The 13529-nt window shown below is 69.7% G+C and carries 11 protein-coding genes and 1 pseudogene; 4 read left to right on the top strand and 8 right to left on the bottom strand.

Going from position 1 to position 13529, the window contains the following annotated elements; genetic code table 11:
* Nucleotides 1–336: 336 nt before the first annotated feature.
* Entirely contained in the window at nt 337–936 is a 600-nt protein-coding gene (locus tag ACGFYY_RS41530; RefSeq protein WP_393717721.1) for a recombinase family protein, read from the bottom strand.
* Between the two features lie 298 nt (nt 937–1234).
* On the opposite strand from ACGFYY_RS41530, the gene ACGFYY_RS41525 reads away from it, so the two are divergent.
* From ACGFYY_RS41525 to ACGFYY_RS41515, 3 genes are all read left to right on the top strand, one after another.
* On the top strand, nt 1235–2116 hold the full coding sequence (locus ACGFYY_RS41525; protein ID WP_393717719.1) for a sigma-70 family RNA polymerase sigma factor: 882 nt from the start codon (nt 1235–1237) through the stop codon (nt 2114–2116).
* 87 nt (nt 2117–2203) lie between these two features.
* Nucleotides 2204–2674, top strand: a complete 471-nt coding sequence (locus ACGFYY_RS41520; RefSeq protein WP_393717717.1) for a carboxymuconolactone decarboxylase family protein — start codon at nt 2204–2206, stop codon at nt 2672–2674.
* A gap of 101 nt (nt 2675–2775) precedes the next feature.
* Nucleotides 2776–3162: a DoxX family protein gene (locus tag ACGFYY_RS41515; RefSeq protein WP_393717715.1), complete on the top strand. Its 387-nt coding sequence runs from the start codon at nt 2776–2778 to the stop codon at nt 3160–3162.
* 158 nt (nt 3163–3320) lie between these two features.
* Here ACGFYY_RS41515 and ACGFYY_RS41510 read toward each other — a convergent pair whose 3' ends face one another.
* From ACGFYY_RS41510 to ACGFYY_RS41480, 7 genes are all read right to left on the bottom strand, one after another.
* Nucleotides 3321–6533, bottom strand: coding sequence for a Tn3 family transposase (locus ACGFYY_RS41510; RefSeq protein WP_393717713.1), 3213 nt, complete (start codon nt 6531–6533; stop codon nt 3321–3323).
* Nucleotides 6534–6730: 197 nt separating this feature from the next.
* Nucleotides 6731–7240 (bottom strand): hypothetical protein, encoded by a 510-nt coding sequence (locus ACGFYY_RS41505; protein ID WP_393717711.1) that lies wholly within the window; start codon nt 7238–7240, stop codon nt 6731–6733.
* 43 nt (nt 7241–7283) lie between these two features.
* Nucleotides 7284–8006, bottom strand: coding sequence for a hypothetical protein (locus ACGFYY_RS41500; RefSeq protein ID WP_393717709.1), 723 nt, complete (start codon nt 8004–8006; stop codon nt 7284–7286).
* Nucleotides 8000–8833 carry a hypothetical protein gene (locus tag ACGFYY_RS41495; protein WP_393717708.1) on the bottom strand — a complete coding sequence of 278 codons (834 nt, stop codon included), beginning with the start codon at nt 8831–8833 and terminating at the stop codon, nt 8000–8002. The genes ACGFYY_RS41500 and ACGFYY_RS41495 overlap by 7 nt, the downstream gene beginning before the upstream one ends.
* 30 nt (nt 8834–8863) lie before the next feature.
* Complete coding sequence (locus ACGFYY_RS41490) at nt 8864–9190, bottom strand: helix-turn-helix domain-containing protein (protein ID WP_393717706.1); 327 nt, start codon at nt 9188–9190, stop codon at nt 8864–8866.
* Nucleotides 9187–10239, bottom strand: coding sequence for a tyrosine-type recombinase/integrase (locus ACGFYY_RS41485; RefSeq protein ID WP_393717704.1), 1053 nt, complete (start codon nt 10237–10239; stop codon nt 9187–9189). Before ACGFYY_RS41485 ends, ACGFYY_RS41490 begins: the two co-directional genes overlap by 4 nt.
* 963 nt (nt 10240–11202) lie before the next feature.
* Nucleotides 11203–11385, bottom strand: a complete 183-nt coding sequence (locus ACGFYY_RS41480) for a hypothetical protein (protein ID WP_393717702.1) — start codon at nt 11383–11385, stop codon at nt 11203–11205.
* 237 nt (nt 11386–11622) lie between these two features.
* Between ACGFYY_RS41480 and ACGFYY_RS41475 the strand changes: the two are divergent.
* Nucleotides 11623–13529, top strand: a pseudogene (locus tag ACGFYY_RS41475) (hypothetical protein); the annotation flags it as partial.

The raw sequence follows: 13529 nt of genomic DNA, 5'->3' as shown, positions 1-13529 counted from the left end.
CACGATCTGGGACCAGATCACCGGCGTCGCCGCCCTGCCCACCGTCGCCTGAGCGAGAACCGACGGCCGGCTCGACCACGCCCTGACACACCGCCAGACGCCCACACCCCCGACAACGTGACAACGCCGGCGGGAGTCCTGTCGTCCGCGAAGCTTGGCGATCTCCAGGAACTCCTCCACCTTGGTGGACTTGAGTAGGAGCGTGCAGCCTGACCGCCAACGCACTCCTCGTCTGGCTCCGCAGGCCGTCGCTGGAGTCCGCCGGCGGCGGCGAGGGTCTGCACCAGGAGGCCAGTGGGAGTACGTTGGCAACGTGCTGTTGAGGCGACTGGTCGGTCAGCCCGAGGGTGAGGCAGGCGTGGAACGTGCGGAGCGCTCCAGGACCCGGTAGACCGTTGCCCGGGAGACTGAGAAGAGCTCGGCGAGGTCGGCGATGGTGTGCTCGCCGGTGGCGTGCTCCTTGACCAGGTGGACCTGCTGGCGAACTGTCAGCTTTGGCTGCTTGCCCTTCAGCTTCCCCTTCGCCCTGGCCACGGCCATCCCCTCGCGGGTGCGCATCCGTAGGAGGTCCACCTCGAACTCAGCGAAGGTGGCCAGGATGTTGAAGAACATCTTGCCCATTGGGTCGGCCGGGTCGTAGAGCGTGCCACCGAGCGACAGTTTGACGCCTCGCGCCACGAGGGAGTCGCCGATGTCCCGGGCGTCGGGGACCGAGCGGGCGAGCCGGTCGAGTTTGGGCACCACCAGGGTGTCGCCGGCGCGGACGGCGGCGAGCGCCTGGCCGAGGCCGGGCCGCTCGCGGTTGGTGCCGGTGAGTCCCTTGTCGAGGTAGATCCGGTCCTCGCGGACGCCGAGACTGATCAGGATCTCCTTTTGGGCGGTGAGGTCCTGCAGGTCGGTCGAGCAGCGGGCGTAGCCCGCCGAGAGTTCGCTCATGCCCGGGGAGTGTACGGATAGCCCCCGCTCACCGTACAGATCACCGGACACCCTAAATGAGACGCCGTCACCGCAGGTCGCCGATCGCGCAGTTCCAGGAACGCGGTTGTTCGCTGGGGGATCCCCTAACGGACAGAGTGACCACTGGGCTCCTCGGACGTGGGCTGGGGCAGCGGTAACACCATGTTGATCACCGGCGCCGCCGCTGTGCTTCCATCGGGATGCATACCGAACGGTTACCTCGGTGCCTTCGGGTCCGTCATGATCCTGACGGAGTTCGCGCGAGGAAGGTAACGACATGACCGGATCTGGTCCGCACGAAGTACTGGCGGGAGCCTTCGAAGAGCAGCGTGAGCGACTGGTGGCGGTCGCCTACCGGATGCTTGGGTCGCGGGGGGACGCCGAGGACGCGGTGCAGGAGGCGTGGATTCGGCTGGCGCGACAGGACGCTGCCGCGATCGACAACCTGGCCGGCTGGCTGACCACGGTGGTCGGCCGGGTCTGCATCGACGTGCTGCGCTCGCGCAAGACCCGGGCCGAGCTGTCGTACGACGACCGCCTGCCCGAGCTGGTGGTGACAGTGGACGGCGGGGCGGCACCCGAGGACGACGCGATGCTCGCCGAATCGGTCGGGCTGGCACTGCTGGTCGTACTCGACACCCTCACGCCCACCGAGCGGCTGGCGTTCGTCCTGCATGACATGTTCGCGGTGCCCTTCGCCGAGATCGGCGAGATCATCGGCCGGTCCACCGACGCGACCAAGATGCTCGCCAGCCGGGCCCGCCGGAAGGTCCAGGGCACATCGGTGCCCGAGGAGGAGCCGCGGCGGCAGCGCGCAGTGGTCGACGCATTTCTTGCCGCGGCGCGGAACGGGGACTTCGAAGGGCTCGTACAGCTGCTCGATCCGAAGGTGACCTGGCGCACGTTCCACCCGCAGGGCGTGATGACCACGGTCGGGGCGACCGAGGTCGCCGAACCGATCCTGCGCGGCATCCGGGCGATGACCTCGGTGCTCCCGGTCCTGGTCAACGGCGAGCCCGGGTTCGTCGCCTGGGGTGCGAAGGGCAAAGTGCTCGGCGTGGTGGCGTGCACCGTGGTCGACGGCCGGATCGTCGAGCTCCTGACCGTGAGCGACCGCAAGCGCCTCGACGCCATGGGTCTGCCCGCGCGACCCGAGTAGCGAACTCGTCGAGCGCATGGGGTTGTTACGTCTTGGCGGGGCTCTTCGTCGTAGTGGTGCAAGTAACCGAAGACGAAGGAGACCGAGATGGAAACCCGGATCAACCCCATGCGCAACGAGGTCGGATCGAAGTGGGCCAAGCACATCATCTCGTCGAACAAGGCCATCACCGACTCGGCGCTGCCGAAGGCGGTGCAGGAGCTGGTGAAGATCCGCGCCAGCCAGATCAACGGCTGCGGCGGCTGCCTCGACATGCACACCAAGGACGCCGCGGCCGCCGGCGAGAGCATGGTGCGGATCAACCTGGTCGGGGCGTGGCGGGAGACGACCGTCTACACCGAGGCGGAGCGGGCGGCGCTGGAACTCACCGAGCAGGGCACCCGCCTCGCCGACTCCAGGGGCGTCACCGATGAGGCGTGGGCGAACGCGGCGAAGCACTTCGACGAGGACCAGCTGATGGCCCTGGTGGCCCTGATCTGCGTGATCAACGCCTTCAACCGGCTGAACGTAATCACCCGGACCCCCGGAGGCGAGTACCAGCCCGGTCAGTTCGGCTGAAGCGGACATTCCCCTTCACGATCTCGGGCGGACCTGGGGCGACTCCGGGTCCGCCTGCGGCCGCCACCCACAAGACGTTGCGCGCCAAGGAGAAGGCACACATGAACATCGCACTGTGGATCGTCACCGGCCTGCTGACCGCCGTCTTTCTGTTCTCCGGCCTCGGGAAGCTGTTCGTCCCACGGGAGAAGATGGCCAGGATGGCCGACGCCGCGCGCTGGGTCCTCGACTTCAAGCCCGGCACCCTCAAGGCCATCGGAGCTCTCGAGATCCTCGGTGCCGTGGGCCTGATCCTGCCCGCCTTGCTCGGCATCGCGCCGATACTGGTACCGCTGGCGGCCGTCGGCCTGGCGCTGGTCATGACCGGGGCCACGATCGTGCGGATCCGCCGTGGCGAGACCAAAGCTGCGCTCGGGGACGGGGCCTACCTTGCCCTGACCGCCTTCGTGGCGATCGGCCGCTTCGCACTGGAACCCTTCACCGGCTGACCGGCTGGTCACCCGGGCGGAATGCGGGCCACGATCCGCCCGCATGTCTGGCACCGACTGCGGCGCCGGCAGCCACCGAACGTCAGCCACCCCGAACTCCGAGATCTTCCAGCGGCTGATCGATGTGCCCGACAAGGCCACGTGATCCGGGCCCGGGGTCACGCCGCCTGGCCGTAGCCGTCCGGCGCGGGCGAGGCGTCACCGCGCAGCGGGCTGAAGTCGACGTCCAGGTGTGGGTCGTACGCCTCGGGCACGAGGCCGAGCTCATGGGTGGAGTACTCGCCGAAGCGGCGGATGTGCTCGGTCAGGTACGGCGAGATGTGGGCCAGGTCCTCGGGGTCGACGGCGTAGCCCTCTTCCTGGAGCTGACGCACGATCTCGGCGATGTCCAGGGCGTTGTGGAAGATCACTGCGTTCGTGAGCAGAGCGTTGAATTTCGCGGTCTTCTCCTGCTCGACGGGGTCGTTGTCGGTGATGACACCACCGTTGCCGAAGCCGATCCACCGGGAGAAGCCGTTGAACGCCTCGACCTTGTTCGTGGCCGCGGTCACCCGCCTGCGCAGCGGGGCGTCCGAGAGGTAGCGCAGCAGCTGGACGGTGCGGATGACGCGGCCGACCTCGCGGAACGCGGTGTAGGTGGCGTTCTTGCGTGAGCCGGCGCGCAGGCGCCGCAGCAGCAGCGTGGAGGAGATGGCGCCCTCGCGCACGGAGACCGCCACCCGCATCAGGTGCCGGAACTGGGACTCGATCAGGTCGAAGTCGATGACGTTACGGCCCGGCTCCCCGAACAGGGAGTCGATGTGCACGTACTCGGTCCGCTTCGCGGGCCGGTAGAAAGTCAGGTCCTTCCAGTTCCTGATCCTGGGCATGAGATCGAAGCCCAGCAGGTGGGCGAGCGCGAAGACCGGGAACGACTGGCCCTGCGTATCCGCGTGCACCGTGGTCGGCTTCACCTCGGACGTGTTCTTCAGCAGGCCCTCGATGATGTAGACGGCCTCCCACACCCCACACGGGATGAAGTGCGTGAACAGCGCGATGTACGTGTCCGAGATGTGGTGGTAGGCGATGCCGCCCGGCTTGCCGTACCGCACGGACGTCTCGGACAGCAGGTTGTTGAGGTAGGTGTCCATGTGGGTGCCGTCCGCGGCGACCGCGGAGCCGTCGCCCCACGCCTGCGAGATGTCCAGGCGGGCGTGCGCGTTGACCAGGTCGGCGATCGCCTCGTTCAGCGTCGGGATGGAGAAGTGCCGGTTCGCGGCCAGCGACAGCTCGTGCCCGCTCACGCCGGGGATGTGGCGGGCGGCCTCGTAGGGGCCCATGTTCGTGCCCTTCACGAACGTGGTGATCACGTACCGGCCGAAGGGGTCCTTCAGCTTCGGCTCGTTGCCGGAGGCCGGGCCGAAGCGGCGCCACCACTCCACCCAGTACGCCGTGCGGGAGATGATCCCGAGCAGGGAGCGCTCCGGCATCCGGGCCTTGATCTCCTGCTCCAGGGCCTTCGCCGAGGCCCGCTGACCGTCGGAGCGGTGGGCCTTGAGGGAGGGGATGCCGGTCTCCGGATCGATGACCAGGCCCTCGTTGTCCGGGTATCCGGCGTCCGCCGCCGCGGCGGCCGCGGTGAGCTTGTCCTCCAGCTGCCGCCGGAACGTCACCGCGTCGTACGGCGTCGCGTCGCCGGGCTCGGCGAGACCGACCTCCACCAGGTAGTCGCCCAGCTTCGTCTCGACGCCCTCCCACGGCAGGAGCTGCTCGCTCCAGTCGGCGTACTCCTCGGAGCCGGCCACCGCGACGTCCCCGGTCCGCAGCTCCTCGGCGAGCGCGGCGAACACCATCGCCTCGAAGTGCTTGCGCACGAAGGCACCCGGCCGGTTCTTGTCCCGTACGGCCTTCTGCCAGTTCAACGTGGCGAACGAGATGTCGACCGGGCGGCCGTCCTCGTGCCGCTCGGGGATGTAGTCGCGCAGGTTCTTGTGGCAGCGCGCGTGCGCGAGCGCGTCCAGGACACGGCTGTCCTCGGAGGTTGCCCGCAGCTCCAGACGGCTGGTCAGGTCGTACATCGTGGAGCGGTCCTTGAGCAGGTGCCCGTACAGCAGCACCTCCCAGTAGTTGCCGTGATGGGCGGCCACCTTCTCGATCTGCTCGTACTGCCCCTCGAACCCGCCGAAGTCGTTCACCGCCGCAGCCGGTGCTCCCAGGGCGCCGGCCTGCACGCGCAGGGCCTTCGCCATCGTGTGCAGGGCGGGCGCGAGCCCGTCACCGAGCCGGGCCGCGACGGCGTCAGGCCCGGCGTCCTGATCGAGTTCCCCGACCGCCGTCATGATCTCGGCGGTCAGTGCCGCCGCCTTCTCCCGGGCGGCCTGGACGGGACTGTCGGCGTCGATGTGCTGGAGCACCGTGCGGTAGTTCCCGATCAACGCCTCGACGATGGCCTGCTGCTGTTCCCGGATCTGCTCCAGCTCCGCCTTGGCCCGCTTGACCTGCAACGCGATCCGCTTGCAGAACATCGTCGTCAGGTCGTCGCGGGCCCGCATCCGCGCCTTGTGGACCAGGCACACCAGCAACGCGAGCCGCTTCACCTGGTTGTAGTCCCGCAGGCCCGGCGCGTCTGCGGCGTCCGCCTCACCGGCGAAGTCCGTGATCTTCCCCGAGGCGACGCCGGCCAGCCACACCCCGGTCTCGCCCAGCTCGTCCACCCACCCCAGGTGCTCGGCCTGGGCCCGGAAATGCGACCAAGTCGGGGCCTTGGCCGACTGCTTCAGCCGGTTGTACTTCGTGGTGCCGGAGGTGTCCTTCTCCGACAGCAGTGCCAGCAGCCGCTCGCGGTGGGCTTCGCTGAGCTGGTCGTAGATACCCATGCAGATCGCGGCGTTCACCTCGGCGCGGACCTTCGCCGCGAGCGCGTCCAGCGTCGTGAAGCCCGGCAGCTCCAGCCCGGCCTCGACGACCTTCTCCAGCGCGATGTTGATGAGATCGGCCGGGCGGTTCTTCGACACGGCCTCGCTCCGCATCACCGCCTCGGCGATCTTCCGGGCCTTCGCCTTGTCGTACGACAAGCCCATCCGCTGCCGTGCGGCGGTTCGCTGCCGTTCCGCCGTACGGTTCGCGGCCTTCGGCACCGTGCCCTCCGGCAGGTCCACCGCACTGCGGACGAAGTCGACCACGGTCTCCGGGATCTCGTCCAGCTTCGGGAAGTACCCCATCCTCTGGTACGACTTCAGCGCGAGCAGCTGGGCCAGGAGGTGCTCGTCGCAGTCGGTACGGGCCGCTGCCCACTCGACCTCGTCACGGCTCGGCGCGAAGAACAGATGCAGCTCATGTGCGGTGATCAGCCGCTTGAACCGCGGATACGCGGTCCTCTCGATCGAGGTCACAGCCCACCCCGCCCCAGACGGAATCCAACATCACCACCAACGACACTGGGCTGTACGGGTGACGGGGTAGGGCACTCAACAACGCAAGATCATCCCGTGGCGGGTTTCTGGCGTATCTGGGTCATGCCCCGGGACCCCCGTGGGTTCAGGGAAACCGAAGCCTGCTCAGCGGGAACTCGCGGGTCGATCCGTGTGCATCAGCTGGTCGTATCCGTGAGTTCGGCGGGAACCGTGGTGTGGTTCGCGAGGCGGCGGGCTTCGGCCGTGACCTCGGCATCGACCTGAGCTATTGCTTCGTCGCCGTCTTCGAGCATGCCGTACTCGTCATCGAGCTCGGCGAGCCGCTCAGTCAGAGGCAGCTCGTGCCCGTAGCGCTGGTGAATCCGGAAAGTGAGCTCCCAGGGTTTCAACTCGCCGGCGAGCATGCGCCGTGCGAGCGCTCGCACGGCGGCTTCTTGGCCGGCCTCGCCGCCGACCGGATGGAGGGTTAGGCCGAGTTCGGCGAGTGCCGGGGGAAGCAGGTCGTGGACGTCGTAGTCCGCCTCGGCGCGCGTGCAGGCGGCGAGGATCCGAAGGTTGGGGGTGTCGAGTCCGGCGACGAGCGCATCGCAGGCGGAATCGACGACCTCGCTCGCACTGACCTCCCCCACACTCCAGAGGGCGGCATGGTCTTGTAGAGCGATTGCTGCTGCTTCGGTCGACGTCACTCGCTCATGATTCCCTTCACGGTGCGTCCCGGTCGAGCGGGTTTCACCGAAGCTGCTGTTCAGCGGCCTGGTCCAGGAGAGTGCGGGCGGAGTTCGCGTAGCGGATCGCGGTCTTCTCGTCCAGGCCGAAGACCTCGGCGAGGTGAAGCGGGTCGGGCCCGTGGACGAGGGCCTCTTCGAGCTGCCGGTCGACGCGGAGCTGTTCCAGGGTGGCGGCCTGGCCGCGAAGGGGTTCGGAGAGAGCGACCCCGCTGACCGGGCCGGTGCCCAGAGCAGTGATCTTGTTGATCAGCAGGTGCAGATTGGCGGTGTCAGGCCAGCGGCGGCGCCGGAACTCCAGCCACTCCAGGGCGACGTGCAGGGTGAGGTCGTCGAGTCGTCGGATGCGGCCGTCGATCGTGAGCTTGCGGTTGCCGATGTCGAGGTCGTCGACCTGGAGACGGCGGATCGCTCCGGACCGTGCAGCATGGACTGCGGCGAGGGCGAGGACGAGGCGGTCCGCCGGCTTGGTGACTGCGGCGATCGAGGTGTTGATGTGTTCGGGCTCCAGGGGCTGGAGGATGCCGTACTCGCGCTGGCCGACACGGATGCGGCTGGTCGGGTTCTTGAAGATGGTGCCGTTCTTCTTCGCCTGGCGGAACAGCGACCGCAGCACGATGAGGGTGTGCTGCCGTTGGCCACCGTGGAGGGCATCGAGCTGGGCGAGGACGTCGTCGCGGGTCACCTCGCGCAGGTGGTCATAGCCGCTTGACCAGTCGATCAGCACGGGCCGGATGCGGTTGAGGTAGTTCCAGACCGTGTTCTCGTCACGGGGCTGGGACCGGGGCCCGCCGTCGTGCAGGAGCGGGCCCAGTGTTCGACGTCGCGGCGGATGCCGGGGGCGATGCCGTCGAGCTTGCGCTCCAGCCACTGCTCGAACGAGGGCGCCCGGTCGTCGAGAAAGACGCCGATGTGGTCGAGGACCTCAATGGTCAGCTCCATGTTCAGCCGACGCGGCTGCAGGGCCGGGTGGAGCTCGGAATAGCGCACGACGTCGCCGCCGACATGCTGGGACATCAGGATGATCAGAGCTCGGTCGACGGCGAGCCGGATCTTGCGGGGCCAGCCCCGGGCCTCGCCGAGGCGGTGTGCGGTATGCCGTGCCCAGGCCAGCCAGGGGTCGTCCGGGCCCGCGTGCTGGTCGGGATCGATCCGGGTGAAGTCGCGGCAGACCTCGAACAAGGCAGGTTGGAGCCAGCCGCCGGGCGGCGACGCCGGAGGGGGATCGGGTTTGCGGGGGCGGCCTCGCCGCTCGTACTTCGGCAGCCGGGGCCGTTCGACGCGTTCCCACAGCGGAGCCATGTGCGCGAAGAACAGCTGGTGATGCCGCAGCGTCGGCAGCAGCGACTCCGCCCTCGCGCCGGTTGTTGCTGCCTGTGTACGGGCCTGGCACCAGCACAGACGGCAGTACCCCTTCCGAAGCGGGCCGCTCCGCCGGCAGCCCGTGCATGGGCTGTGCGGACCTGGACGGGCGAAGGAGTTGCAGCCCCCGCACCACCGCATGAACAGCAGACCCCAGGCCAGGCAGTTCGAGCAGCTGTCAGGCTCCAGCACCAGCGTGTCGTCCTCACTCGTCCTGGCCGGTCACACCGGCGGCAGTGACCGGCCATCCCGCCGACGCGGGACCACCGCCGGAGCGGGACCGGACGCGGCGACGGCCTGCTGGCCGGTCTCCTCGCCGGGGCGGCGGACCTTGTCCGGCTCGGGGATCAGCAGGTCGCCGATCTCGCAGCCGAGGACGACGCAGATGACGTCCAGGTCCTCCAGCTTGAGCGAGACAGGCTGGCCGGACCACAGCCCGGACATCTTCCCCGCCGAGATCACCAGGCCGTGCTCGGCCAGACTCCGTTGGAGCTCGGACGCCTTCCAGATACCCTTGTTCGCGGCGGTCAGCCGCAGGTTCCACCTCATCGGATCAGCCCTTCCAGCCGCTTCGCGGCCCGCTCGGTCCCGGCGACCCACGCGTCCTCGACCCGGGTCTGCTGGACGTGGACGTATCGCATCGTCGTGGCGATCCAGGAATGTCCCAAAACCTCCTGAATTGCGAGCAAGTCCAGCCCATTTCCATAGAGCTGGGACGCGCAGAAGTGCCGCAGGACATGCGGCGTCAGCTTGTCCGTCCAGCTCGGCAGATGAGCCTCGACCGCGTTGTCGAGGCCGCCTCGCAGGGCATCGTCGCCGACCCGGCGGGCGGAACCGTCGGCGTTCTTCCGCTCGCTCGGGAACAGCGGGGCGCCGGGCCGGGTGTGGTCGTCGTCGAACTGGCCCCACACGTCCTCGATGAACCACCGCAGCGTGCGGTCGGCGCCATTGATCAGCGGCACCATCCGCTCACGCGGGCCCGAGCCGCGGGCGCCCTTGCCATGGCGGACGTGGAGCTTGCCGAAGCGGCCCAGGTTCCACTTGATGTCGCCCAGGTCGAGCTTGCATACCTCGCTGACCCGCAGGCCGACCTGCGACATCAGTTTCGCAGCGGTGTAGTTCCTGGCGGTAGGGGCGAACTTGCGGCAGGTCGCCAGCTCGCCTCCCCAGCCGGTGAACAGCGTCCCGACCTCCGGTTCGGTCGGCGGGATCCGCAGGGCCGCGTCCTTGGCCCCGCGCGGCCGGTTCATCTCGTCGATCGGGCACTCGACCACCCGGCCGGTCATCCGGTGAAGCTCGACCTTGTGCCGCAGCTCCAGGAACAGGAAGTACGTCGTCAGCGCCTGCGACCGGGCCAGCCGGGTGCCGCTCGGCGAGCCCCGCAGCACCTTCCCGAAGTACGCGTCCGCGTCGGCCGGCTCCATGTCCCACAGCGGTCGGCCGAACCACGTCCGGATCTGTTCCAGGTGCCCGACGTCCCCGCGGATGGTGCCGTCCGCCAGACCCGCCGAGGCCCGCGCGAGGACGAACCCAGACAGCACGTCGGTCTCGAACCGCCCCAGCTCCTCCGCCGACGCGGGCGCCCAATGCTCACTCAAGTCCCGTACGACCGCCAGCGCCAACCCGAGCCCCCTCACCTTCAGCCCGACTACGGATCGGTCGGGCAATGTGAGAACGCTTCAAGAATCCCGAAGTTACGTCAGTCGATGACAAGCCACTCCGACGAGGGAGAACGCCCTGGCCATGGGGTCAGCGGCTCAGCGGGGCTCAGGGGAACTCACGGGATGTCGCACATAGCGGTTGGACGTTCAGTTTGTTGAACGGTCCGTGCAGGGTGGGGTGGGGCTGGCAGGCTGGGTGGGGTGAAGGGTGACTGGCTGACGAAGTTCCGGCGGGAGCGTCGTGTTGCGGCCCGTGTGCGCCAGGCCGCTTGGCGGTTGGAGCAGGCGGAGCGGGAGCGGGTATGGGCGGTGGGTATGGCTCGGGCGGCTGGGCTGTCTGTCCGTGCGACGGCGGAGGCCGCCGGCCTGTCGCCGACCCGAGTGCACCAGCTCACCAAGGACGCCGATCCGGACGCGCTGGGCGCGGCGCTGGGTGAGCTCCGCGCGGCGGGCTGGCCGGCTCCCGAAGACCCGGACGGCGGCGCCGACGAGGAGCTCTCCGGCCGTGAGAGTATCGCCGCGCGCCTGGTGGACGAGGTGGGGTGGATCCGGCAGTGCGCTGACTGGATCGACCACCTGGACCGTGAGTCCTACCCGCCCGCCGTCAACCTTCGCCCCGAAGCCGACTTCCCCGACCGTGCGAACGTGGTGGTGGACACCGCCCGGATCTCCGCGATCCTGCGCCGGATCGCCTTCGACGTGGACGAACTCGCCCGTGCCCGGAGCGTGGACGACCTGGCCGGCGCCCGCGTCGGCGACGACCCGCGCGCCGAGCGCCGCCGCCGGTGTCGTTGTCCGAAGTCGTCTGCACGGATGTCCGGAGTCGTCTGCACACAACACCGTTGCGGACTGGCGGGAGTAGTGCTGGTCTGTGTGCGTGGGGTGCCGGTGCGGACGCGATCACTTGTAGGCGGCGACGGCGGCGAAGTAGATGCCCAGGCCGGTGGCTGCGGTGCCCGCGCCGGTGAGGATCGCCTGAGGGATGCTGACGCCGGATCGGCGGGCGAGCAGGCCCGCGGTGATCGCGATGTTGAGGGTGGTGGACAGGGCGAGCAGCAGGGACAGGATCTGCAGCGGGCTCATCTCGTGAACTCCCCGTGGTGGTGGTGACGGCCCAGGGGCGGGCCGTGCGGGATGTGTTCGACTCTGGCTGTCCAGGGGGGTCGTCCCACGGGAGTCCGATGGGTATTGGGCGCATCGCGGCGAAGCGGGCCTGGTGGGCGTTAGGGTTCACGCCACGGACGGGTGTGTGTCCAGCGGGGTGTCCAGGGGCGGGGTGGACACCCGTGCCCGGGCCGCGCGGGAGCGAAAGGCGTCGTGATGACGGGACCGGCGGCGCAGGAGCCGGAGTACGCCGAGCTGATCGCCGAACTGGCCGCGTTCCGCACCGAGCGGCTGGGGCGGCTGCCGTCGGACCGCACATTGGCCAAGGCGGCTGGTAAGGGCAGCGCGACCACGATCGGGAACTGGCTGGGCAAAGGCCACTTCCCCCAGGAGATCGATCCGCTGCTGAAAGTGGTGCGGGCCGTGCGGAACCAGGCCGAGGAGGCCGGGCTGGCCGGTGACCCGGCGGCGGCCGCGGTGCTGGACGAGCAGAAGTGGCGGCGCGCCTACCGGGCAGAGGCCCGTCGGCGCGCGGACGGCACGAGTGCCGCGGTACAGGCCGGGCAGGGCCGGGCGGTGCTGGAGCGGATGCGGACGGGCCGGCCCCTGCCGGAGGTGGTCGACCCGTTCCCCCTGGAGGTGCACCATGCGATCGGCTCCCCGGTCGCCGGTCTGCCGGTGCTGCCGGCGTATGTGCCGCGCGAGCACGACCACCGGCTGGCCGAGGCGGTGGCACAGGCCGCCGCCGGGGCCAGCCGGATCGCGGTGCTGGTGGGCGAGTCCTCCACCGGCAAGACCCGCGCCTGCTGGGAAGCCCTCAAGCCGCTGCGCGAGCGGGAGGAGCCCTGGCGGCTGTGGCATCCCATCGACCCCAACCGCCCCGATGCCGCCCTGGCCGAACTGTCCGGCGTCGCCCCGTACACCGTGATCTGGCTGAACGAGGCGCAGGACTACCTGCTTCCCGCCCCGCTCGGGGAGCAGGTCGCCGCGGGCCTGCGGACCCTGCTGCGCGACCCGGGGCGCGCCCCGGTACTGGTGCTCGCCACCCTGTGGATAAAGGACTGGGACACTCTGACCACCCGCACCGCGGCGGACCGGCACGCCCAAGCCCGGGAGCTGCTGGACGGCCACAGGATCCGAGTGCCGGATGCCTTCACCGGCGCCGCCCTGGCCGAGCTGGCCCACACGGCCGGCGCCGACCCCCGGCTCGCGGAGGCCGCCGAACATGCCTCGGACGGTCAGGTCACCCAGTATCTGGCCGGGGTACCGGTCCTGATGAGCCGCTACGAGGACGCGCGACCGGCCACGGAGGCGCTCATCCACGCGGCCATGGACGCCCGCCGTCTCGGCGCCGGTCCGCACATTCCTCTGGCCTGGCTGGCCAAGGCCGCCCCCGGCTACCTCACGGAGGCCGAGTGGCAGCAGAGCGGTGACGACTGGCTTGAACAGGCTCTCCGCCACGTCGCGGAACGCTGCAAAGGCATCCCCGACATCCTGTCCCCCGTCAAAACCGGCACCTCCCGCAACCAGCGCAACCGCCGTATCAGTGCCCCCGCCGGCCCCGCTGCCGGTCCTCGCACCGGGGCCGGGCAGGGCCCGCTGTACCGGCTGGCCGACTACCTAGACCAGCACGGCCGCCGCCACCGCGCCGAGATGATCCCCCCCATTGACTTCTGGACCACGGCCGCCGCCCACGCCCACCCCTCCGACCTGACCGCACTCGGAGATGCCGCCTGGAACCGCGGCCTGTACCGCGACGCCGCCCAACTCCACAAACACGCCACCACCCACGGCAACCCCCATGCCGCATCCGCACTCGTCACCCACCTCCACACCCTGCACCCCACCGACCACCACCCCGCCCAACAGGCCGCCGCCCACGTCTCCCTCGACGACCCGGGCGCCGTGGGCCGGCTGCTGGGCGTGCTGCGGAAGGCCGGGGCGCGGGAACAGGTCACCGCGTTGCTGGCCCGGGACCCCGCCGCCCACGTCTCCCTCGACGACCCGTTCGACGTGGGCCGGCTGCTGGGCGTGCTGCGGGAGGCCGGGGCGCAGGAACAGGTCACCGCCCTGGCCGAACGGGCCGCCGCCCACATCTCCCTCGACGACCCGGGCACCGTGGG

The sequence above is a fragment of the Streptomyces sp. NPDC048331 genome (genome assembly GCF_043201215.1).
In the GTDB taxonomy this organism is placed as follows: Bacteria; Actinomycetota; Actinomycetes; order Streptomycetales; family Streptomycetaceae; genus Streptomyces.
Note: the sequence above shows the minus strand (reverse complement) of the source record. Positions and strands in the feature narration are given on the sequence as shown.

Bases quoted from the DNA above. Each gene is read 5' to 3' on its own strand.
- ACGFYY_RS41530 (WP_393717721.1), bottom strand. From the start codon at position 936: ATGAGCGAACTCTCGGCGGGCTACGCCCGCTGCTCGACCGACCTGCAG.
- ACGFYY_RS41480 (WP_393717702.1), bottom strand. From the start codon at position 11,385: ATGAGCCCGCTGCAGATCCTGTCCCTGCTGCTCGCCCTGTCCACCACC.
- ACGFYY_RS41520 (WP_393717717.1), top strand. From the start codon at position 2,204: ATGGAAACCCGGATCAACCCCATGCGCAACGAGGTCGGATCGAAGTGG.
- ACGFYY_RS41515 (WP_393717715.1), top strand. From the start codon at position 2,776: ATGAACATCGCACTGTGGATCGTCACCGGCCTGCTGACCGCCGTCTTT.
- ACGFYY_RS41490 (WP_393717706.1), bottom strand. From the start codon at position 9,190: ATGAGGTGGAACCTGCGGCTGACCGCCGCGAACAAGGGTATCTGGAAG.
- ACGFYY_RS41525 (WP_393717719.1), top strand. From the start codon at position 1,235: ATGACCGGATCTGGTCCGCACGAAGTACTGGCGGGAGCCTTCGAAGAG.